Raw genomic sequence first — 23,656 nt, 5'->3', positions numbered from 1 at the left:
TAATATTCTGTATATTTTATATAGATAAAAATTATTAATCAAGCTTTACTTTTAAAAAATTAATTTATATGTTTTTTATTTAACTACTTAGTTTAAGCGTTAAAACAAATATTTTTATAAAAACGTAACTCTAAAACTGATTCTTTTATATCATCTAATGCATTGTGATGTTTTTTCTTTTTAAACTTTTTTATTTTAGGGTACCACCGAGATACTAATTCCTTAACAGTGCTAACGTCTATAGAGCGATAATGAAAATATTTTTCTAATTTTGGCATGTGCTGATTTAAAAATATTCGATCTTGATAAATACTGTTTCCACACATCGGAGATGATTTTGAAGAAACCCATTTCTCTAAAAAAGATATAGTTTTGAGTTCTGCTTGAGATTCATTATAAGTGCTTTTTTTTACTTTTTCAACTAAACCAGTGTTGATATGATTTTGTTTATTCCATTCATTCATAAGTGACATATATTTTTCTTTTTGATTAATAGCAATAACTGGTCCTTGTGCAAGGATATTAAGTTGTATGTCTGTAATCAGAGTTGCTATTTCAATAATGCGATGGATTTTAGAATTTAAACCTGTCATTTCTAAATCAATCCAAATCAAATTTTTATTATTTAATTTCATAATTTTTTTATTTGATGTGTTTAATATATTATATTATATAATATTTTTAATGTGAAAATATGAATTTTTTTAAAATCTAATATTTTTGTTTTTAATAGATATTAAAAATTAAAAATATTATTTATAATTATTTTAATATAAAATTATCAAGAGGTTAAAGTTTAATGAAATATATTAATCCGATTCAAACTAGATCTTGGAAAATTTTAAAAAATCATTTTCATATAATGAAAAATGTAAATTTGAAAGATCTTTTTCTATCAGATAATAATCGATTTAAAAAATTTTCTATTTTTTTTGAAAACGAAATGTTAGTTGATTTTTCAAAGAATTTTATTACTCAAAATACTTTAAAATATCTATTAAATTTAGCAAAAGAAATGGATATTAAAAAAGCAATTCAATTGATGTTTTCCGGAAAAAAAATCAATGAAACAGAAAATCGTCCTGTATTACATGTTGCTTTGCGAAACAGACGTAATTCACCGATTTTTGTAGATAACACGAATGTTATGCTTGAAATAAATCACGTATTGAAAAAAATGAAAGATTTTTCAGAACAAGTTATTACTGGAGAATGGAAAGGATATACTGGAAAATCTATTTCAGATGTTGTCAACATAGGAATTGGAGGTTCCGATTTGGGTCCTTATATGGTTACAGAAGCCTTACGTCCATATAAAAATCATTTAAAGATACATTATGTTTCAAATATAGATGGTACTCATTTATTTGAAGTTTTAAAAAAAATTAATCCTGAAACTACAATTTTTTTGATAGCTTCTAAAACATTTACTACAGACGAAACAATCACCAATGCAAATAGTGTAAAAATATGGTTTTTAAAAAACATAAAAAAAAAATCTGCTTTAGATAAGCATTTTTTTGCATTGTCAGCTAATATACAAAATGCATTAGATTTTGGTATTAATATTGAAAATATTTTTCAGTTTTGGGATTGGGTTGGCGGTCGTTTTTCATTATGGTCTTCTGCAGGATTATCTATTATTTTATCTATTGGATTTAGTAATTTTGAAAAGTTTTTAAATGGTGCTTATGCTATGGATAATCACTTTTATAATGCAGAATATGAAAAAAACATACCAATAATATTAGCGCTGATTAGTATTTGGTATACAAATTTTTTTAATACTCAAACAGAAGCGATATTTTCATATGACCAATACATGCATCGATTTGCGGCTTATTTTCAGCAGGTTAATATGGAATCTAATGGTAAATCAGTTGATAAAAACGGTAAAAAAATATCTTATCAGACAGGTCCTATTATTTGGGGGGAGCCAGGAACTAATGGACAACATGCTTTTTTTCAATTAATACATCAAGGTACTAAATTAATTCCAAGTGATTTTATTGCTCCTGTTATTTCACATACTCATCTAAAAGAACATCATATTAAATTAATATCTAATTTTCTTGCTCAAACTAAAGCACTAGCTTTTGGAAATTCGGAAATATCTTTTTTGCAAGATTCATATTTTTTTAAAGAGAATAAAAAAGATTTAAATAAAACAGACAAAAAATCTTTATTCAAGCAATGCGTAGGAAATCAACCAACAAATTCTATTTTAATACGCAAAATTACACCTTATAATTTAGGTTTTTTAATTGCTCTATATGAACATAAAATTTTTGTTCAAGGTCATTTGTTAAATATTTTTAGTTTCGATCAATGGGGTGTGGAATTAGGAAAAAATTTAGCTAAAAATATTTATAAAAATTTTTCTACTATAGAAAACAGTAAATGTTTCGATTCTTCTACGAAAGGTTTAATAAATTTTTATAAATTTTTTTATAAATAGAATATTTTTAGTATTTAAAAGAATTGAAGGTTTTGACTAAATAATAGTGCATTATTTGATTTTTATTATTATTTAACACTAATGTGTTTTCTAGATTACGAGCAATAAATATGTTTCAATTAATTAAATTTAAAATTCAAAGTTTTGGTCAATTTTTGAGTAATATCATGATGCCTAATATAAGCGTTTTTATTATATGGGGTATTATGAATGTTTTTTTTATGCCGTTAGGTTGGTGCCCAAATAAAATTTTGGCAGAATTAATTTCACCTATGATATTTTATTTATTACCTATTCTTATTGGATATACAGGAGGCCGATTAATCGGCGGAGAGAGAGGAGGTATAGTTGGAAGTGTTGCGATTATTGGTATGATTATTAGTACAAAAATACCTATGTTACTAGGTGGAATGGTTTCAGGGATATTCAGTGGATGGATTGTTAAACATTTTGATATTTTAATAAAAGATAAAATAAAAAATGGATTTGAAATGTTAGTTAACAATTTTTCTATTGCAGTAATTGGAATACTTTTAACAATTGTTTCATTTTTTTTTATTGGACCTTGTATAGAATATATGTCGAATTCTATAGGTTATTTGTTAAAAACTATCATACGTTACCATTTATTGCCTCTTGTAGCTATTATAATTGAACCCGCTAAAATATTTTTTTTAAATAATGCAATTAATCATGGAGTTTTTTCTCCATTGGGTTTTCAAGATATACTCGAAAACAAAAATTCTATATTTTTTTTAATAGAAACTAATCCTGGACCAGGATTAGGAGTGTTACTAGCATGCTTTTTTCTTGGAAAAGGAAAGTTTTATAAATCAGCTGGAGGAGCCTCTATCATTCACTTTTTCGGAGGTGTTCATGAAGTTTATTTTCCTTATGTTTTGACTAATCCAAAATTTTTACTATCTCTTATTTTAGGAAGTATGACGAATATTTTTATACTTGTTTTTTTTCATGGCGGATTAATTGGAGCTGTTTCACCAGGATCTATTTTATCGATTTTAGCAATGACAAAAAAAAATTTTTATTCTATTAATATGTTTTCTGTTTTTTCTTCTTTTGTTGTTTCTTTTTTAACTTCTATTGTATTATTGAAATTTATTGATAATAAAAAGAAAAAATTTGTTCATTTATCTAATCAAACAGTTAATGAAAAAGTATTAAGTAATCGAAGTGATAAATCAGATTGTTTTTTTCAAAATATTAAGACTATTGTAGTGGCTTGTGATGCTGGTATGGGATCTAGCGCAATAGGTGCAAGTATACTTCGAAAAAAAATAACAGAAAAAAATTTAATGCACATATCTATATCTAATACATCTGTTCATTGTATACCGAATAATGCTGATATGGTTATTACACATAAAAATTTAACTTCTCGCGCTAAAAAATATGCTCCTAATGCTAAACATATATCTTTAATTAATTTTCTTGACAATGTTTTTTATGATTCTTTAATACATCAATTGATTAAGAATAAAAATTTTCATCATCAAATAGATATAAATAAAATAAATATTTTGAATAAACAAGATCAGCCTCAAAAATTATTTCAATTAAATGAGAAAAATATTTTTCTTAATCAATTTGCTTCCAATAAAGAACAAGCGATTAAAATAGTTGGCAAGCATTTAGTAGACCAAGGTTACGTAAAAAATGATTATATTAACTCAATGTTAAAACGAGAACAAATGACATCAACTTGGTTAGGCGAACATGTTGCCTTGCCCCATGGGACTGTAGAAGCGAAAGACACTATTTTAAAAACTGGAATAGTTTTTTGCCAATTTCCAGATGGCGTACGTTTTGGAGAGAATTTTGATGATATAGCTTATCTTGTAATTGGAGTCGCAGCTAAAAATAATGAACATATTATGGTAGTGAGTCAAATTACAAATGCATTAGATGACCGAAATATTATTATGAAATTATCTAAAACAAAAAATATTCAAGATGTTTTATCGTATTTAAATATTTAAAAATCAATTAGGATTTTGTATGAACGTTTTACATATTGGAGCTGGTAACATTGGTCGGGGATTTATTGGTAAATCAATATTTCAGTCTGGTTTTCATCTTACATTTACTGATATTAATCAGAATATAATAGACGCACTAAATCATTATAAAAAATATACAGTTAAATTAGTTGGATATAATTACGAAGAAATAATTAGCATTAATAATTTTCATGCAATTCATTTAAAACATCCTAATTTATTGAATATTATATCTGATGCGAATTTAATTACAACTGCTGTTGGAGCATCTTCTCTCGATAATATTGCAATTATTTTAGCTCAAGGAATTCTTCTAAAAATTAAGTTAAAATCTAAAATTCCATTAAACATTATTGCTTGCGAAAATAAAACTCAAGCGAGCTCTCATTTAAAATCGATTATTTTTAAAAAAATTTCTATCAAATATCATACATATTTAAATAAATACGTCGGCTTTGTTGACTGCAGTATTGATACGATTATACCATCAACATTTTCTTTTGAAAAAAATATCTTATCTTTAATCGCTGAAGATTTTCAAGAATGGATTGTTTGTAAAAAGCAATTTAAAGGCATTATACCTAAAATTATTAACATGACAGTTAGTGATGATTTACAATCTTTTATAGATAGAAAAATATTAACATTGAATACAGGACATGTTATAACAGCATATTTAGGTTGGATGAGAAAATATAAAACTATATACGAAAGCATTCAAGATAATGATATACAAAAAATTGTAAAAGGCGCAATGAAAGAAAGTGGGTTAGCGTTAATTAAAAAATATAGCTTCAATAGAAACAGTCATTTTTCTTATATTGATAAAATTTTAATTCGTTTCCAAAATCCTTTTTTATTAGATAAAATTGAACGTATTGCTAGAAATCCGTTACAAAAATTACGACAAGATGAACGTTTAATAAAACCTTTTTTATTAGCAAAACAATACAATTTTTTATATGATAATCTAATCAAAGGTATTGTATCGGCTTTATATTATAGAAATAAAAATGATGTAGAATCAATTCAAATTAGTAATTTAATAAGAAATTATGGAATAAAAAAAACATTAAGTCAAATTTCTAATTTAAAAGTAGATAGCCCAGAAATGAATTTGATTGCTGCTGAATATGTTGTAATGCATGATTTCTTTTTGAAAAGAGTTATATAATGCAATTTTATCATTTTGATTATTTTGTGATCAAATAAAAAAGTTATCTTATTTGTTTCTTATTAAAAAAATTCGAAAAAGATTTTCTTATTTACATTTTTCAATACTAGTATTTCGTGATTGAATATCAAAATTTTTGACGACCAAGTGTTTTTTAATGTAAGTGCAATTTCTCTTTTAAAAATATTACATAGAAGATACTTAATAAAGAATTACATGCAAAGATTGCTACAATTTATGCTTTATTTTATACAAATTAAATTTATAATAAAATATTTAATTTGTAATATATCGTTGTTTTTGAATATTTTTAAAATCAACCAGTTTTGTGATATTAATCCAATACAATTTAATAAATGCATTAATTTAGTTTTAATTTAAATATTTTATTTTACAAATTAATTATAATGCCTAAAAAAATCAAAAATTATATTGACAAGTTAATCTTTTAAAACCATTTTTAATAAATCAATATAATTTTTAAATTGAGATTTTTAATTTTTTAATGATTTTTTTTAAATTTAAAAATTTTTTATAGTTTTAAAATTAGGTTTTTTTCATGTAAATTAAATGTTATTCATTTTTTTAAATTAATTAGATATTAAAAAAATTTTCAAATCAACTCAATAATAAGAGTAAATAAATTTTATATAAATTTTTATTTAAACAAATAAAATTTTTTATAAATATAAAACCTATTTTATAATTATTAGATAGAATAAATATTGATAAAATATTATGTGTATTAGAAATATAAAAATTTTGACACCAAAAAAACCAATTATTTTGTTTTTAATGGGTTTGACTGGATGTGGAAAAAGTAAAATTGCTATATATCTTAGAAAATATTTGCCAATAGAAATAATTAGTGTAGATTCTGCTTTAATTTATCGTGATATGGATATTGGAACAGATAAACCAAATCATTTAGACTTACAGATGCATCCACATCGTTTGTTAAACATTAAAGATCCTGCTGAAGTTTATTCAGTTGCTGAATTTAGAAAAGATGCTTATCAGGAGATTGAAAATATTTTAGGATTAGGAAGAATACCGTTGCTTGTTGGTGGAACAATGCTCTATTATCATGTATTACTATATGGTTTATCTAACCTTCCTCCTGCTAATTTTGAAATTCGCAAATATTTATTGAATAAAGTAAAATATAATCAATATTTCTTGTATGAACAGTTAAATATAATAGATCCTATATCTGCCAATAATATTCATAAAAATGATTATCAAAGATTGTTAAGAGCATTAGAGATATTTTATATTTCTGGAAAAACACTAACATCTTTGAAAAATAACAGATTAAACAAATTACCATATAATATAATTCAATTTTCGATCTTACCTAAAAGTAAAGAATGGTTGTATAAAAAAATTGAGATCCGTGTAAAAAAAATGTTTGTTTTGGGTTTTCAAAAAGAAGTAGAAAGCTTATTTTTTAGAGGTGATTTAAATAAAGAGTTACCATCTATACGATGTATAGGATATAGGCAAATGTGGGAATATCTTGAACATAAAACTAATTATGAAGAAATGTTTTCAAAAATTGTTTTTTCAACCAGAAAATTAGCTAAAAATCAATTAACTTGGCTAAAAAAATGGAAAAATATTTATTTTTTGATTAGTTCTCAACCAGATATTATTTTGAAACAAATGTTAAAAATTTTTAAAAAATATAAGCTAGATATCTAATTTTAAAATGTAAAATTTTGTTTTCTACTTTATTAAAGCATTTTATATTAATTAATTCTTAAAAAATTGTAAAAAAATACAGTTTTCATATCTTAAAATATAAGATATATTATTTTTAATTTTTTCAAAGTATATGATATGGTATTAAAACTAATAAATGAGGCATAAAATGGCCTGGAATAAAAAAAATAATTATCAACTTAAACTAGATCCATGGGGAAAAAAAAATAATTCAGAAAGAGATTGTTCTGAAAAAAAAGATCAAAAGAAAATTCATGAAAAAAAAATTTCAATCAATTTTAAAAAATTTTTATGTAATTTTAATAATATAATTCATCATACAAACAATTCTAAAAATTTATTAAAAAAGAAAATTCATCCTGTTTTAATATTGATCCTTATAGCTTTTTTTGTCTGGTTTGCTAGTGGATTTTATACTATTAAAGAAGCTGAACGTGGAGTAGTGACTCATTTTGGGAAATTTAGTCATTTAGTTGAACCAGGGTTAAATTGGAGACCAGTTTTTATTAATAATGTACAAACAGTAAATGTCGAAACAGTCCGTGAATTAGCTACGTCAGGTACAATGTTAACTTCAGATGAAAATGTAGTACGTGTCGAAATGAACGTGCAATATAAAATTACTAACCCTTCGAATTATCTTTTTTCTGTTGCATACCCAGATGATAGTTTAAGACAGGCAACTGATAGTGCTTTACGTGGCGTTGTCGGACGTTCTACTATGGACCGTATTTTAACTGAAGGACGAACTTTAGTCAGGTATGATACACAAAAAGAAATTGAAGAAACTATTCAACCGTATCACATGGGATTAACTGTATTAGATGTTAATTTTCAAACAGCAAGGCCTCCTGAAGAAGTAAAATCTGCTTTTGATGATGCAATTGCAGCTCGTGAAAATCGAGAACAATATGTGCGTGAAGCTGAATCGTATGCAAACGAAGTTCAACCGAAAGCTCATGGAAAAGCTCAGCGTATTTTAGAAGAAGCGAAAGCATATTCTTCACGTATAATTTTAGAAGCTCAGGGTGAAATTATTCGATTTTTAAAAATTTTACCAGAGTATAAAAAAGCTAAAGAAATTACTCTTAAAAGGATTTATATAGAATCTATGGAAAAAATATTAGGTCATACTAAAAAAATTTTCATTGATAAAAGTAGTGATGCAACATTGTTTCTGTCTTTAAACAATTTTATCAATAATAAACAAGATAATAATAAACCATTTTTAAATACTACTAAACCCATAAAAAATAAATATAATTTTTCAAAAAAAGACCAAGATATTAATGATTTGTCTTTATTATCTTCTAGTAATTTTTTAAAACAACCACGTGCTAGTTCAATACTAAACGATATCAAAAATACAGAGAGAGAATGATTGTATGAATAAATTACTAATTTGTTTATCAAGCGTTTTTCTTCTTTTATTTTCTTCTGCATTGTTTATTGTTAAGGAAGGGGAACGTGGCATCGTATTACAATTTGGAAAAGTTTTAAAAAATAATAATCAAAAAGCATTAGTGTACAATCCTGGGTTGCATTTTAAAATTCCATTTTTAGAAACTGTTAAAATGTTAGATGCTCGTATTCATACTATGGATAATCAAGCAGATCGTTTTGTCACAAAAGAAAAAAAAGATCTTATTGTAGATTCGTATATAAAATGGCGTATTAACGATTTTAGTCGTTATTACTTGGCTACTGGAAACGGAGATACTTTTCAAGCTGAAGTGTTACTTAAAAGAAAGTTTAGCGATCGATTACGCTCTGAAATAGGATGTTTAAATGTAAAAGAAATTGTCACTGATTCTAGAGGAAAACTAACATTAGATGTATTAAAATCTCTAAATAAGGGGACAGTTAATCCAAAAAATATATCTGAAATAAATATTAATAGTATGAATGCTTTAGGAATTGAAGTTGTTGATGTTCGTATCAAGCAAATTAATTTGCCTGCTGAAGTATCTGAAGCTATATATAACAGAATGCGAGCAGAGCGAGAAGCTGTTGCTAGAAGTCAACGTTCACAAGGGCAGGAAAAAGCAGAAAAGTTACGAGCAACCGCCGATTATAAAGTATCTATGATATTATCGGAAGCAAGAAAAAATGCTTTAATATTAAAAGGCGAAGGAGAAGCTAAAGTAGCAAAATTATTTTCAGATAATTTTCAACAAGATTCATCTTTTTATTTATTTATTCGTAGTCTGCATGCTTATGAAAACAGTTTTAAAAATAAAAACAACATAATTTTAATTAGTTCTGATAATAAATTTTTTCAATATATGAATCAAATTATTTCTAATTAAAAATATTTCAAAATAGGTATTTTAAATAAATGAAAAAAAATATTGTAATATTAGGGACTCAATGGGGTGATGAAGGGAAAGGAAAAATAGTTGATTATTTATCTAGAAATAGTGATTATGTAGTTAGATATCATGGAGGACATAATGCTGGTCATACTTTAGTAGTGAATCAAAAAAAAATTGTTCTTCATTTAGTGCCATCAGGTGTATTACATGCTAATGTTATTGGAATAATTTCCAATGGAGTTGTAATCTCTCTTTCTAACTTAGTTGAAGAAATAAAGATGTTAGAAGAAAATCGTTTTTTTGTTAAAAAACGTCTGTTTATTTCTAATTCTGCTTCTTTAATTTTACCATTTCATATAGCTATAGATATAGCACGTGAAAAAAAATTAGGATCTAATTCAATCGGTACTACAGGGCGAGGGATTGGACCTGCATATGAAGATAAAATTGCTCGTCGTTCTATACGCGTAGGTGATTTAAGAAATGAAAAAACTTTATCTATAAAATTAGAAAAAATAGTTGACTACTATAATAATCAATTAGTTTCTATTTATCAGTCTCAACCATTTGATTATAAGATTATTTTACAAGATTTGTTAAAATCCAAAAATGTTATTAATGATATGATTAAAGATACTACAATGATATTAAACAGTGCTATTAAAAATAAAAAAATTATTATTTTTGAAGGCGCGCAAGGTAGTCTATTAGATATTGATCACGGCACCTATCCTTATGTTACTTCATCTAACAGTACTATAGGCGGAGTGATTACTGGAACAGGTATAGGTCCAAAAAATTTAGATTATATTTTAGGAGTAACCAAGTGTTATTCTACACGAGTAGGTAATGGTCCTTTTCCTACTGAACTTCATGATGATATAGATATGTATCTTTCAAAAAAAGGAAATGAATTTGGATCTACTACTGGTCGGAAAAGACGTACCGGTTGGTTAGACGCTGTAGCCTTACGTCATTCTGTAAAAATCAACTCTTTATCTGCGTTATGCATAACAAAATTAGATGTGTTCGATAATTTAAAAGAAGTTAAAATTTGTATAGCGTATCAAGATATTAAAACGTCGGAAATATATACTAGTGCATCTTTTGATGAACTAGAAAATATGAAACCAATATATAAAAAGTATCCGGGTTGGATGAAAAAAACTTTAGGCATAAAAAAGATAGAAAACTTACCTATTGCTGCTAAAAATTATATAAAATCTATTGAAAAAATCGCTGGAATTCCAATTGACATAATTTCTACTGGGCCAGATCGAAATGATACTATTATAATAAAACATCCTTTTTTATAACTGTGTATTTAAAAATAAATTTGAAATAAAATGTTTGATAGATATTGCATTTAAATAATGTTATTGGAGAAGTAAATATGGTAGTAGATACCTACCAAAAAAATAATTATAAAAAATATATTAACACTATTCCTAGTCGAGAGCGTATTTTATCTTTTTTAAAAAATTGCAAAAATGTAATTAAGCGAAAAAAAATAGAAAAAAAATTTAGTATTAATAATAAAGACGATAAAAAAGCACTTCGTCGCAGATTAAAAGCTATGGAACAAGATAAACAAATCATATATGCATACGATCATTATTATGTTGTGCTAGAAAATATTAATATGGTCATAGGAAAAGTAATTGGTCATAGAGATGGTTATGGTTTTCTTAGAAGCGAAATGTGCAAAGAAGATCTTTTTTTATCCATCGAACAAATGAAACTATGTATTCATGGTGATATTATTTTAGCTCGTATTATACAACCTGAAAAGAAAAAAAGAAATACGGCAAAAGTATTAAAAATATTAAAACCAAACAATGTTTTAATTGTGGGACGTTATCACATTGAAAAAAAAATACAGTTTGTTATTCCAGAGGATAACCGATTCAACTTTAAAATATTTATTGTTTCATCGATTTCAACAAAACATCTTTCTATAGGATCTATTGTTGTAGTTAAATTAAATAAAAATTTTTTAAATAAAAAAAATAAAGTTCAAGGAACAATAGTAGAAATTCTTAGCAATAAAAAGATGGGAACTGCTCTTGCTACAGATATTGCAATACGAACTTATTCCATTCCTTATCTATGGTCTGATAAAGTTAAAGATCAATTGCATCATATAAATAATACAATTGATCAAAAAGAATTAAAACGTCGTGTAGATTTAAGAAATCTCCCTTTTTTTACTATTGATGAAGAAGATGCTCGTGACTTTGATGACGCTATTTTTTGCAAAAAAAAAAATAGTAAAGAAGGAGGATGGAATTTATGGGTAGCTATTTCAGATGTTAGTTACTATATAAAACCTGGGACTGCTATAGATCAAGAAGCGTTAAAAAGGGGGAATTCTGTATATTTTCCTTCATTAGTAGTGCCTATGTTACCAGAAAAAATATCTACAGATTTATGTTCTTTAAATCCGAATGTAGAACGACTATGTTTAATATGTGAAATGAGCTTATCAAATACAGGACAATTAATTACATATAAATATTATGAAGCAGTTATATGTTCACAAGGTCGTTTTACATATGATGAAATATTTAAAATTTGGAATGATGATGTTCAACTTTGTTTAAAATATAATCAATCATTAAAACAGATTAAAAATTTATTATTGTTACAAAAAATATTAAAAAAAAATAATGTGTCTGAACAAGGTGTTTATTTTGAAAATATTGAAACTAAATTTACTTTAGATTCTAATTTGAAAATTAAAAAAATTTATCAACATGTCAGAAATGATGCTCATAAATTTATTGAATCATGTATGATTTTAGCAAATATATCTTCAGCTAAATTTATTCAAAAATATCAATATCCAATTCTATTTCGAAACCATGATTATCCCACTAAAGATAGTGTTATAAATTTGCGACGCATTTTAAATAGATTAGGACTATCTTTAACTGGTGGTGAAATACCGAAATCTAATCATTATTCAGATTTGTTAAAAAAAATTAAAAATCGATCAGATTATGAAATGATTCAAACTATATTATTAAGATCCATGAAACAAGCTGTTTATTCTCCAGATAATCGTGGGCATTTTGGTTTATCTTTATCTAGTTATGTGCATTTTACTTCGCCTATTAGAAGATATCCTGATATTCTTTTACATAGAGCAATTAAATATGCATTATTTAAATTACATAAAAATAAAAAAAATAAGTTTTTCAATATGCGTAATAAAAATAATATAAAAAAAATTGGATTACATTGCTCGATGTCTGAAAGACGTGCAGATGAAGCGACTAGAGATGTTATGGATTGGTTAAAATGTGATTTTATGCAAAAAAAAATTGGCGATATTTTTACTGGTGTTGTTTCAAGTGTGACTGCTTTTGGTTTTTTTGTGCGTTTAAATGAATATTTTATTGACGGATTAGTACGTGTAGAATATTTAAATGATGATTATTATTATTTTGACTCTATTTCGTTAAAATTTATTGGAAAAACAACTAAGAATACTTTTTGTCTTGGTGATATTTTAAAAGTTAAAGTTATTTCTGTAAACTTATATCAAAAAAAAATAGAATTATCTTTGTGCACATAATATAGTTTATTTTTAACCATCTTATTTTTTTGGTTACAACAATGAAATTTAATTGATTTTATTATCAAATTAAAATATTATAGATTTAAAATGTTTTTTTACATAATAGTTCCTTATTTCCTTAAAAAAATTTATTTTTATTTAAAATATAGGAAAATAAAAAACCCAAAAGGAGCAGATTTGTGCGTCATTACGAAATAATTTTTATGGTTCATCCTGATTATAGTGATAAAATTACTACAATAATTGAAAAATATAAAAAAATGATTCTTGATAATTTAGGCATTATACATCGTTTAGAAGATTGGGGAAGAAGACAATTATCTTATTCTATTAATAAATTACATAAAGCGCATTATGTTCTTATAAATGTAGAAGTGAATCCTAAATTTATTAATTTGCTTGCAACAGATTTTCGTTATAATACTGCAATTATTAGAAATATGATTATGTCAGTGAAAAAATCAATTAATGAAGTGTCTCCTATAATGAAATCAAAAGAAGATAAAAAAGAAAAAAAATAATTTTTTTTAAAAACGATTTGTTTATGCTATTTTTATATAATTTTTACTAAAATGTAAAAAATTTAAAAATCATTTTATTTTTTATTTGAAAAGGTATTTTATTTTGGCACGTTACTTTCGTCGAAGAAAATTTTGCCGCTTTACTGCGGAAAATATTCAAGAAATAGATTATAAAGATATTTCTATTTTAAAAAACTATATTACAGAAAATGGTAAAATTGTTCCGAGCCGAATTACTGGAACTCGAGCTAAATATCAACGTCAGTTATCTAGAGCTATTAAAAAAGCAAGATATCTTGCTTTACTTCCATATACTGATCAACATCATTAATACTAAATGAATTATATTATATTTTAAAACTTAAAAGAGAATAAATAATGGAAGTAATTCTTTTGTTCAAAGTAAACAAATTAGGTGAATCCGGTAAAATTATAAAAGTTAAATCAGGTTATGCTAGAAATTATTTAATTCCTAAAGGAAAAGCTATTTTAGCTGATAAAAAAAATATTGAATCTTTTAAAGCTCAGCAAGTTAAATTAAAAGAAGAAAATATTAGCAAATTAATTATTGCGAAATCTCGAGCCGAAAAAGTAAAACAAATTAAATCTATAACAATTTTTTCAAAAGTTGGAAAAGAAAACAAAATATTTGGTTCTATCGGTATAAGAGATATTATTAAAGAAATGTCTCAAATCGGAATAAAAATTAATAAAAAAGAAATCAAACTTCCTCGCGGAGTATTACGTTATATAGGAGAGCATCAAGTAGTGTTTCAACCACATATCGAAATATGTGAACATTTTATAGTAAATATTGTCGAAAAAAAATAATTTGTTCTTAAAATGGTGTGAAATGATTAATAAAATTTGCAATCTAGCTCGCGAGGCCGGAGCTGCTATTATGGACATTTATCATTCTAATAAACTATTAGATATTTCTTATAAATTAGATGAAAGCCCAGTAACTAATGCAGATACAGTTTCAAATAAAATTATTAAAGACGGGCTTTTTTCCATTTCTCCTAATATTTTAGTATTATCTGAAGAAGATTTAAATAATGTTACATATGATAAATTTTGGAATACTTATTGGTTAGTTGATCCATTAGATGGAACTAAAGAATTTTTAAATAAAAACGGTGAATTTACAGTAAATATTAGTTTAATTGAACATGGTATACCTATATTAGGAGTTGTTTACGCCCCTTACTTCAATATTTTATATTTTGCTTTTGCGAAACAAGCTTGGAAAATAAATGCATTAGGATATAAAAAAAAAATTTCTGTAGTTCAATCTAATATCCCGATATATGTTGTTAGTCGATCACATTCAAATACAAAATTATACAATTTTATAAAAAAAGAAAAAAAGAAATATATAATTAAAAACTTAGGTTCGTCTTTAAAATTTTGTTATGTAGCAGAAGGAAAAGCGCAATTTTACCCGAGATTTGGAAAAACATATATCTGGGATACTGCAGCGGGACATGCCATTGTTCAAGCTGCTGGAGGGAGTGTAGTTTCATATCAAACAAAAAAAAGTTTAAACTATTCCTTAGTTTCTAAAAGATCTCTAATCAATCCAGATTTTCTAGTTTTATCATGATTTAATATAATAAATTAAAATATTATGAATACCAATAAAATTCAAATTAAATTCTTAAATTCTAGCAATGTAAATAGTAATATTTCTTTTCCAGAATATGCTACTCCTGGATCTTCTGCACTAGACCTTAAAGCATGTATAAATAAAAAAATAATCTTACCCGCCAAGGAAGTTATATTGATACCTACTGGAATTTCTATATATATTGAAAATCCTTATATTACTGCTTTAATTTTACCGCGTTCTGGATTAGGCCATAAGAATGGTATTGTTTTAGGTAATTTAGTAGGTTTAATTGATTCAGATTATCAAGGTGAATTAATGGTTTCCTTGTGGAATAGAGGTAAAAAAAATTTTTGTATCAGCCCTAATAATAGAATTGCGCAAATAGTATTTGTACCTATTATTCGACCTGAATTTCATGTAGTGAAAAGATTTAAAAAAACTATTCGTTTCCAGAGCGGATTTGGCCATTCTGGAGTATAAACAATTTTGTATCTAAAAATCACCATGTTCTGTATAGTATTTGACTAATTTAGAAGCATATTTTCTTAATTTTTTTTCTTCAGAAAGATACATAATTAAATCATCTATTGTTATAATAGAGTTGATTTGATAATTTTTATGTTTCTTTAAACAATTAATTTTTTTTAGATTATTTTTTCGTCTTTCTTTTCGATCAAGCAGAACGAATATTGAAGATATTTTAGAATTTTCTTTTTCAATTATTTTAATTGAATGATTGATTGACATACCTGAGGTGATTACATCGTCTAAAATAATAATTTTTTTATTTTTTATATCACTCCCAATTAACTGTCCTTGCTCGCCATATGTTTTTTTTTCTTTTCTATTAAAAGAATACGAAATGTTTAAGTTATGTTGATTTTTTAATGCGATAGAAGTAGAAACTACAATAGGAATGCCTTTATAAGAAGGTCCAAATAAAACATCAAATTTGATGTTTAAATCCATTATCGCACGTGCATAAAACAATCCAATTTTAGCCGTATCTTTACCTGTAGATAATAATCCAGAATTAAAAAAATAAGGGCTTTTTCGACCAGATTTCAGTATAAATGTTCCAAAATTTAAGACTTTTTTTTTAAAAGAAATTCAATAAATTCTTTTTTCCATTCCATCAAATTGAGTCCTAATTAATGATGAAAAATTTAAATAGTATTTTTAGATATATAAAACTTGTTAATTTTTTTGTTTTTATGGCCCTTGCTGGATTTGAACCAGCGACCAAGCGATTATGAGTCGCCTGCTCTAACCACTGAGCTAAAGGGCCGTAATAATTTTTATACCTTTTACTATAAATGAATTTTAAATAATAATCTATATTTCTTTTAAAAATTTTATAGTTAATTTTTAATTTTATATATATATTTGACAGATATATAAATTTTTGATATATATATTAATATTCCTCTGTAGTTCAGTTGGTAGAACGGCGGACTGTTAATCCGTATGTCACTGGTTCGAGCCCAGTCAGGGGAGCAAAAGTTCATTGAATATTTGAATAATATTAATATTAATCTATAATGCTTTTGAGTTCTTTTGATAAATGTCTTTTTTCTTTAGAAAGTTCTGCATTTTTTACAATATAATCATCAATTCTATCTTCGTAGTCATTTTTCATCATAAAAATTATTTTTTTAATTTCTTCATAACTCATTTCTGGTCTAATATAATCATTTAGATTGTCAAGTAATAATATTCTTGTTTCATGATTTCTAATTTTTTTTTCAATTTCAGATATTTCACGTTGTATTTTGTTTTTTCTTCTAAATTTATGTACAAATTCCAATACACTTTTAAATGTTTTTTTTGTGTTCATAGCGTTTAAAGCCTTTATAAAATTTTCTTTTAAGATTTAAAAGAATCTTTTTCAATTTAATTTGTTTAAATCATTAAGATTATATAATGGAAAAAAATAAAGTATTTTCTTCTCAAAAAAATCAGTTGACTTTTTTATTTTATGATTATGAAACTTTTGGAACGCATACGTCATTAGATAAACCAGCGCAATTTGCATCTATTAGAACCGATAAAAATTTAGAAATTATTGAAAAACCGAAATGTTTTTATTGTTTTCCATCAGATGATTATTTACCAGAACCGTATTCTATTTTAATTACTAAAATTACTCCACAGTATACACTTAAACATGGCGTGAATGAATATGAATTTGCTAAAAAAATATATAAAATTATAATGCGACCTAATAGTTGTATAGTAGGTTATAATAATATTTTTTTTGATGATGAAATTACAAGAAACATATTTTATCGCAATTTTTTAGATCCATATGAATGGAGTTGGAAACATAATAATTCACGTTGGGATTTATTAAATATCATGAGAGTGTGTTATCTTTTAAGGCCTGATGGAATTATATGGCCTAAAGATCATCTTGGAATACCTAATTTTAAATTATCTAACTTGACTCGAGAAAACAATATATTCCATGAAAATGCACATGATGCTGCTTCTGATGTTTATGCTACTATTAAATTAGCACGACTAATAAAAAAACAACAACCAAAATTATTTAATTTTTTTTTCAAATATCGAAAGAAGAATAAATTGTTTGAATTAATTAACTTAGAAAGTTTGGATCCTATACTTTATATTTCTAGTGTTTTCAGCTCTGCACGCAATAATATGAGTTTTATATTACCTTTATTTTGGGATGAAAACAATAATAATATATTAATTGCAATAGATTTATTTCAAGATGTAAAAAAATTAATTAATTTTTTAAAACATAACAATCATGAAGACATTCAGATCAAAAACTTATTTGATTTAGGAATAATATTAGTATATTTTAACCGTTGTCCTGTACTAGTTCCTATAAAATTGATTCGATTAGAAGATGCTCAAAGATTGCAGATAAAAAGTTTTTGTATTAATAAAAAAGTTAATATAATTAAATTGAATTATTTTATAATAAATAATATAAAAAAAATTTTTTCTCAAAAAAATACATTTCAAGAAAATTCAAATGTAGATTTGCAAATTTATCATAGTTTTTTTGGTTTACATGACAAAAAATTAATTAAACAAATTAGTAATACTAAACCGATAGATTTAAAAAATCTTATATTAGATTTTCGAGATATACGTTTGAAAGAACTATTTTTTCGATATAAAGCTCGTAATTTTTCATTTATATTAAATGCTGATGAAAAAAAAATTTGGTTAAATCATTGTTTAAAAGTTTTTAATCGATTTGATTTAAAACAATACATCAATAAGGTTGAAAACCTTTTAGAAGAATTTTCTTTTGATATAGAAAAAGTAGATTTATTAAATAAGTTATTAAAATATGTATACCAAAAATATAAGACTTTATTTTATCAAAAAATTAATTCAAATTAACTTTTGAAATATCGTTAAATTCATATTTTTCTAAAATATATAATAATTTATTTATATTTTTGCTGTATTTAGAATATAAAAAAATATTTTTTTTAATATTTTGATTATTTTTTGTATTTAAAAAATATTTTTTAACTATTTCAGTAGTATTAGTATAAGAATCTAAAAAGTTAATTGGTTTATGAAAAATTTTTTGAATTTCATTTTTTAAAAAAGAAAAATGAGTACATCCAAGATATATAGTATCAGGCTGCACTGCAAGTATTATCCAAGGATAAAAAATTTTTTTTAGTTCAAAATTAGAAACGGATATTTTTCTAATTTTGTTTTCAGCAATCCTCGCTAATTCATTTGTGGCTATGACCTTGATATTCATAGAATTAGTATATTTAGATATAAGATTTTTAGTGTATAAACTTTTTATTGTAGCTTTAGTTGCTATAATTCCAATGTTATTATTTTTTGTAATTTTAATCGCTTGATCTAATGAAGGAAGTACCCCTACAATAGGAATGTTAAATTTCTTTTTCAATATGTGTAGCGATATTGTACTTACAGTATTACAAGCAATAACAACTATTTGAATTGGATAAAGATTTTTAATTGTATTAATTATCTTAATACTTCTTTGTATAATAAAAGATTCTTTTTTTTCTCCATAAGGAAATCCTTTATTATCTAATAGATATATATAATTTTTTTTAGGCAGTTTCTTTTTAATATTTTCTAAGATAGAAATTCCACCTATACCAGAATCAAATATAAGCACTTTTTTAGTCGATTGGGATATACAATTAAATTAATATAAATTTGTATTGAAAATAAATATATTATTATTTTAAATAATGTTTTTAAACAAAAATGATTTCATATATTTTTCTATTTTTTTTCGATCTATCTCTTTTTTCATATTTAATTTTTCTTCATTAATAAATTTAGTTTGTTCTATCATCCATTGTTTCCAAGCTGCTTTAGATATTTTATTATATATTTTTTCTCCTAATTTTCCTGGATATGGTGGAAATTCATGACCTTCGGATTCTTTTTGTAAAAATATGCAAAAAATTTTACGATACATTGATTTTAATTATCCTTTTATTTAAAAACTATATTAATAATTTTAAAATTTTTTTTACTATTGTAGGTACTCCTATTTTTTGAGGTTTTTTTAAATCATACCAAATTCCTTGTTTGTTAATGTTAAAAAAATTATTTTGGAAAAATAATTTAATTAAAATGGGATTTGCTTGCATTGTAAAATGACTAAACTCATGATGAAAAGAGTTAATTTTTTTATACTTTTTAACATTTATATGATGTTCTTTCATCCATTGAATAGCTTGTTTTTTATTATTAAACATCGGGAAACAAAATAAATTATTCCAAATTCTTTTTATAGTATTTTTTTGCATCCAAATTTTATTTTCAAAATAAATTATAATAAACCAGTATTTTTTTGTTGATTTTATTTTTTTACTACTTTGAAAGGAATATTTTTTCCATTCTTTTTCTTTATAAGCAATGCATGTTAAATTTAATGGGCAAAAATCACATTTAGGAATTCGATGTGTACAAATTAATGCTCCTATATCTATTATTCCTTGATTAAAACCACCAGCATGATGAAGCGGAGTTATATTTTCTATTAGATTCCATAGTTTTTTACGAGTTTCAGAATTTTTCGAACATTTAGTAATGCCATAGTGTCGTATTAAAATTCTTTGTACATTACCATCTAAAATAGAATAAAAATAATTTAATGTAAAAGATAGAATAGCTCCAGCAGTAGATTTTCCTATACCTGGTAATTGAACTAAATCTACAATATTGTCTGGAAATTTTCCGTTAAACTTTTGTTTTATAATTTTAGCTGTTTTATAAATATTTTCTGCTCTTGTATAATATCCTAATCCACTCCATAAATGTAAAATATCGTTTAAATTAGCTTGATTTAAAATATTTAAATTTGGAAATTTTAATATAAATTTTTTAAAATATGGAATAACAGTTTTTACTTGAGTTTGTTGTAACATTATTTCAGATATCCAAACTTTATACAATGTTTTATCTTTTTGCCAAGGAAGATTTTTTCTTCCATGTATATGATACCAATTCAGTACTAATCTTGAAAAATTATGAAATATCATTTTAATAATTAATTATTTTTTAGTTAAAATATAGTTAGATGTATTTTTTTAAAAAAAAGAGTTAAAATATAAATATTTTAATTTATAACATTTATAAAACATTTTATAATTAAAAATTTAATAAAATATGAAAAATAACATTATCACTCCTCAATATAAAAATGGAATATTCTTAAGAAAGAATCAAAGCTTTGTATGTCGAAATCATCGAATCACTCAATCGCAGTTAAAATCAATTCAAAAATATTGGCCTTTATTTGGTATTGATTATCAATTAAACAATATAAATTTTGAATTAATTTTCAAAAATAATTATCCAGTAATTGTAGATATTGGTTTTGGATCAGGCGATTCGTTAATTCAAACAGCAATTAGTTCCTATGATAAAAATTTTTTAGGTATTGAAGTGTATTCACCTGGAATAGGTTCTTGTTTACGTCTTGCGTATATTTCTAATGTAAAAAATTTAAAAATTATTCGTTATGACGCAGTGGAAGTAATTGAAAATATGATTAAAAATCATACTGTATCAAAAATACAAATTTTTTTCCCTGATCCATGGCCTAAAAAAAGACACCATAAAAGAAGAATCATACAATATAATTTTTTAAAAAAAATTCTAAAAAAATTAATTTTTAATGGTATTTTACATATTAAAACTGATTCAGAAGAATATGCTGCTCATATATCAGATACGATACAAAAAATTCATCAATATTTAAATTTGTCTGATACTAATAATTATATTGAAAATTCTTTGACTTATATAGAAACAAAATTTGAAAAAAAAGCAAATATATTAGGAAATAAAATTTTTAATTTGATATTTCAGTCGAAATTTTAAATATTTTTTAATTCAGAAAAATTTTTAGTAATGAATTTAGAAATATTCTTCCTTTTTTTGTTGTTTCCCAAGAGTTTTTATTTTCTATAATATATTTATTGCGTAGTGCTTTTTTGATTTTATTTTTTATATTCGATATATTCAGATTAGTACGTTCTTGAAAATTTTTTTTATAAATAGGTTGATATAATCTAAAAGTATTCATGAAATATTCAAAAGGTTTATCTTTTTCTGGAATTAAAGTTTTAGTTGCTAAATATTTTCCATTCATAAAATCATTAATATTTTTATTTTTAATAGTTCGAATAATTTCTCCATTTATTTTAGTAATTTTTCCATGAGCACCACATCCTATACCAAGGTAATCCCCAAAGTTCCAATAATTAAGATTATGACGACATTTAAATCTTGATTTCATATATGAAGATATTTCATATTTTATATAACCAGATTTACGTAAAAATTTTTCTCCTTGATTAAACATTTTAAATATTATTTTTTCATCAGGCAAACATAGATTTTTTTTATAAAAAGAAGTGTTAGGTTCTATTGTCAATTGATACCATGATATATGTGTTGGATTGTATTTAACAGCGTATTTTAAGTCTGATAAAGCATTGTTTAATGATTGATCGGGTAATCCATACATAATATCTATATTAAAATTACTATTAATTTTTTTGATTTCTTTGATTGCTTCAATAGCTTCTTGCTTGCTATATGTACGTTCTATCTTTTTTAATAAATTTGAATGAAATGTTTGAATTCCTAAAGAAAACCGGTTAATTCCTGATCTTTTATAATCTCTAAAACGTTTGTATTCTGTTGATTGTGGATTAGATTCTATTGTAATTTCTGAAGATTTAGAAATTTGAATTCTTTTTTTTATTCCATGTATTAAAGTTTTTATAGATTCATTATGTAATAAACTAGGTGTTCCTCCTCCAATAAAAATATTATTTATTTTTCTTTGATGTATTAATTTAATGTCTTTCTCTAAATCTTTAAGAAGATTTTTAATATATTGCATTTCTGGAATATTTTTTGTACTAACATATGAATAAAAATCACAATATCCACATTTTTTTATACACCAAGGAATATGAATATACAAACTAATTGGAGGTAATTTTAGCATAATGTTGAATTTTTAAGAGAATTAATATATTTTGACACGTTAATTGTGAAAAATACTTTTTCCGATTCTGATCATATTACTATTATATGTTATAGCAGTTTTAATATCAAAGCTTGTTCCTAATGATAATGTATCAACGGATTCATATTGATTCTTTAAAACGTTAAATATATTTTTAACATCTTGATAATCACGATATTGTATTTTGCCTTGTGTTTGTTTAGGTAAAGCCATAATTCCACGAAACTTAAGATTAGTCATTTTTGAAACAATTATAGCTAATTGTTGATAGTTTTTTATAGACACTCCATTTTTATTTGGTTCTTCAGAAATATTAACTTGTATTAAAACGTTGATTGGAGGTTTTTTACTTGTTCTGTATTTGTTTAACAAAATAGCGATTTTTTCTCGATCAATAGTTTGACACCAATCGAAATTTTGAGCAACTAATTTTGTTTTTCTTGATTGTATTTTTCCTATAAAGTGCCAAATAATCTGATTGTTTTTTTTTAATTTTTTAATTTTATCTATACCTTCTTGAACATAGTTTTCTCCGAAGTTATATATTCCAGATAACAAAGCTATTTGAATTTTTTCAACTGATTGATTTTTACTAGCTGCAACAATTTTGACTTTCTTTAATTCAGTTTTATTTTTCAATAAATGTTGTATTTTTTCTTTGAGAACGTTTATATTATTTTTAATATTATTCATTTTTTAAAATATAAAATAATTAG

The 23,656-nt window shown here is 24.3% G+C and carries 22 protein-coding genes, 2 tRNA genes and 1 pseudogene; 16 read left to right on the top strand and 9 right to left on the bottom strand.

Features of this window, described 5'->3' with window-relative positions; all coding sequences use genetic code 11:
- Window positions 1-92: 92 nt before the first annotated feature.
- Window positions 93-635: an oligoribonuclease gene (gene orn, locus IX46_RS02865; protein ID WP_053940487.1), complete on the bottom strand. Its 543-nt coding sequence runs from the start codon at window positions 633-635 to the stop codon at window positions 93-95.
- A 164-nt stretch (window positions 636-799) separates the two neighbouring features.
- Between orn and pgi the strand changes: the two genes are divergently transcribed.
- From pgi to dut, 13 genes are all read left to right on the top strand, one after another.
- Complete coding sequence (pgi, locus tag IX46_RS02860) at window positions 800-2,458, top strand: glucose-6-phosphate isomerase (RefSeq protein WP_053940486.1); 1,659 nt, start codon at window positions 800-802, stop codon at window positions 2,456-2,458.
- Window positions 2,459-2,568: 110 nt separating this feature from the next.
- A complete protein-coding gene (locus IX46_RS02855; protein WP_053940485.1) occupies window positions 2,569-4,455 on the top strand; it encodes a PTS mannitol transporter subunit IICBA in 1,887 nt (628 codons plus the stop codon).
- Between the two features lie 19 nt (window positions 4,456-4,474).
- Complete coding sequence (locus IX46_RS02850; protein ID WP_053940484.1) at window positions 4,475-5,650, top strand: mannitol-1-phosphate 5-dehydrogenase; 1,176 nt, start codon at window positions 4,475-4,477, stop codon at window positions 5,648-5,650.
- 795 nt (window positions 5,651-6,445) lie between these two features.
- Entirely contained in the window at window positions 6,446-7,354 is a 909-nt protein-coding gene (gene miaA, locus IX46_RS02845; RefSeq protein WP_053940550.1) for a tRNA (adenosine(37)-N6)-dimethylallyltransferase MiaA, read from the top strand.
- A gap of 169 nt (window positions 7,355-7,523) precedes the next feature.
- Complete coding sequence (gene hflK, locus IX46_RS02840) at window positions 7,524-8,756, top strand: FtsH protease activity modulator HflK (RefSeq protein ID WP_053940483.1); 1,233 nt, start codon at window positions 7,524-7,526, stop codon at window positions 8,754-8,756.
- A gap of 4 nt (window positions 8,757-8,760) precedes the next feature.
- Window positions 8,761-9,684: a protease modulator HflC gene (gene hflC, locus IX46_RS02835; RefSeq protein WP_053940482.1), complete on the top strand. Its 924-nt coding sequence runs from the start codon at window positions 8,761-8,763 to the stop codon at window positions 9,682-9,684.
- A 29-nt stretch (window positions 9,685-9,713) separates the two neighbouring features.
- Entirely contained in the window at window positions 9,714-11,006 is a 1,293-nt protein-coding gene (locus IX46_RS02830; RefSeq protein ID WP_053940481.1) for an adenylosuccinate synthase, read from the top strand.
- Window positions 11,007-11,083: 77 nt separating this feature from the next.
- Complete coding sequence (rnr, locus tag IX46_RS02825) at window positions 11,084-13,270, top strand: ribonuclease R (RefSeq protein WP_053940480.1); 2,187 nt, start codon at window positions 11,084-11,086, stop codon at window positions 13,268-13,270.
- A 182-nt stretch (window positions 13,271-13,452) separates the two neighbouring features.
- Window positions 13,453-13,794 carry a 30S ribosomal protein S6 gene (gene rpsF, locus IX46_RS02820; protein WP_053940479.1) on the top strand — a complete coding sequence of 114 codons (342 nt, stop codon included), beginning with the start codon at window positions 13,453-13,455 and terminating at the stop codon, window positions 13,792-13,794.
- Between the two features lie 103 nt (window positions 13,795-13,897).
- Window positions 13,898-14,125, top strand: a complete 228-nt coding sequence (gene rpsR / locus IX46_RS02815) for a 30S ribosomal protein S18 (protein WP_053940478.1) — start codon at window positions 13,898-13,900, stop codon at window positions 14,123-14,125.
- Between the two features lie 47 nt (window positions 14,126-14,172).
- Window positions 14,173-14,625: a 50S ribosomal protein L9 gene (gene rplI, locus IX46_RS02810; protein ID WP_053940477.1), complete on the top strand. Its 453-nt coding sequence runs from the start codon at window positions 14,173-14,175 to the stop codon at window positions 14,623-14,625.
- A 22-nt stretch (window positions 14,626-14,647) separates the two neighbouring features.
- Window positions 14,648-15,400, top strand: coding sequence for a 3'(2'),5'-bisphosphate nucleotidase CysQ (gene cysQ / locus IX46_RS02805; protein WP_053940476.1), 753 nt, complete (start codon window positions 14,648-14,650; stop codon window positions 15,398-15,400).
- 24 nt (window positions 15,401-15,424) lie between these two features.
- Complete coding sequence (dut, locus tag IX46_RS02800) at window positions 15,425-15,886, top strand: dUTP diphosphatase (protein ID WP_053940475.1); 462 nt, start codon at window positions 15,425-15,427, stop codon at window positions 15,884-15,886.
- A 12-nt stretch (window positions 15,887-15,898) separates the two neighbouring features.
- On the opposite strand, the pseudogene pyrE reads toward dut, so the two are convergent.
- Window positions 15,899-16,542: pseudogene (gene pyrE, locus IX46_RS02795) on the bottom strand (orotate phosphoribosyltransferase).
- Between the two features lie 79 nt (window positions 16,543-16,621).
- Window positions 16,622-16,694: transfer RNA gene (locus IX46_RS02790), tRNA-Ile, on the bottom strand.
- Between the two features lie 136 nt (window positions 16,695-16,830).
- Here IX46_RS02790 and IX46_RS02785 point away from each other — a divergent pair.
- A tRNA-Asn gene (locus IX46_RS02785) sits at window positions 16,831-16,903 on the top strand.
- A gap of 34 nt (window positions 16,904-16,937) precedes the next feature.
- Here IX46_RS02785 and IX46_RS02780 read toward each other — a convergent pair.
- A complete protein-coding gene (locus IX46_RS02780) occupies window positions 16,938-17,243 on the bottom strand; it encodes a DUF496 family protein (RefSeq protein ID WP_053940474.1) in 306 nt (101 codons plus the stop codon).
- A gap of 86 nt (window positions 17,244-17,329) precedes the next feature.
- Between IX46_RS02780 and sbcB the strand changes: the two genes are divergently transcribed.
- The gene (sbcB, locus tag IX46_RS02775) at window positions 17,330-18,790 is read left to right on the top strand and encodes an exodeoxyribonuclease I (RefSeq protein WP_053940473.1); all 1,461 of its coding nucleotides are present in this window, start codon (window positions 17,330-17,332) and stop codon (window positions 18,788-18,790) included.
- Here the strand turns inward: sbcB and murI are convergent.
- The 3 genes from murI to mutY all read right to left on the bottom strand — a co-directional run bounded on the left by murI (window position 18,777) and on the right by mutY (window position 20,937).
- The gene (gene murI, locus IX46_RS02770) at window positions 18,777-19,559 is read right to left on the bottom strand and encodes a glutamate racemase (RefSeq protein ID WP_053940472.1); all 783 of its coding nucleotides are present in this window, start codon (window positions 19,557-19,559) and stop codon (window positions 18,777-18,779) included. The genes sbcB and murI overlap by 14 nt on opposite strands.
- 69 nt (window positions 19,560-19,628) lie before the next feature.
- On the bottom strand, window positions 19,629-19,868 hold the full coding sequence (locus IX46_RS02765; protein ID WP_053940471.1) for an oxidative damage protection protein: 240 nt from the start codon (window positions 19,866-19,868) through the stop codon (window positions 19,629-19,631).
- A 28-nt stretch (window positions 19,869-19,896) separates the two neighbouring features.
- Complete coding sequence (gene mutY / locus IX46_RS02760) at window positions 19,897-20,937, bottom strand: A/G-specific adenine glycosylase (protein ID WP_053940470.1); 1,041 nt, start codon at window positions 20,935-20,937, stop codon at window positions 19,897-19,899.
- Between the two features lie 127 nt (window positions 20,938-21,064).
- On the opposite strand from mutY, the gene trmB reads away from it, so the two are divergent.
- A complete protein-coding gene (gene trmB / locus IX46_RS02755; protein WP_053940469.1) occupies window positions 21,065-21,781 on the top strand; it encodes a tRNA (guanosine(46)-N7)-methyltransferase TrmB in 717 nt (238 codons plus the stop codon).
- A 7-nt stretch (window positions 21,782-21,788) separates the two neighbouring features.
- Here trmB and hemW read toward each other — a convergent pair whose 3' ends face one another.
- The gene (gene hemW, locus IX46_RS02750) at window positions 21,789-22,919 is read right to left on the bottom strand and encodes a radical SAM family heme chaperone HemW (protein ID WP_053940468.1); all 1,131 of its coding nucleotides are present in this window, start codon (window positions 22,917-22,919) and stop codon (window positions 21,789-21,791) included.
- Between the two features lie 39 nt (window positions 22,920-22,958).
- Window positions 22,959-23,633, bottom strand: a complete 675-nt coding sequence (locus IX46_RS02745) for a YggS family pyridoxal phosphate-dependent enzyme (protein ID WP_071880119.1) — start codon at window positions 23,631-23,633, stop codon at window positions 22,959-22,961.
- Between the last annotated feature and the right edge of the window lie 23 nt (window positions 23,634-23,656).

Origin of the sequence: Buchnera aphidicola (Aphis glycines) (assembly GCF_001280225.1) — a bacterium.
In the GTDB taxonomy this organism is placed as follows: domain Bacteria; phylum Pseudomonadota; class Gammaproteobacteria; order Enterobacterales; family Enterobacteriaceae; genus Buchnera; species Buchnera aphidicola_E.
Note: the sequence above shows the minus strand (reverse complement) of the source record. Positions and strands in the feature narration are given on the sequence as shown.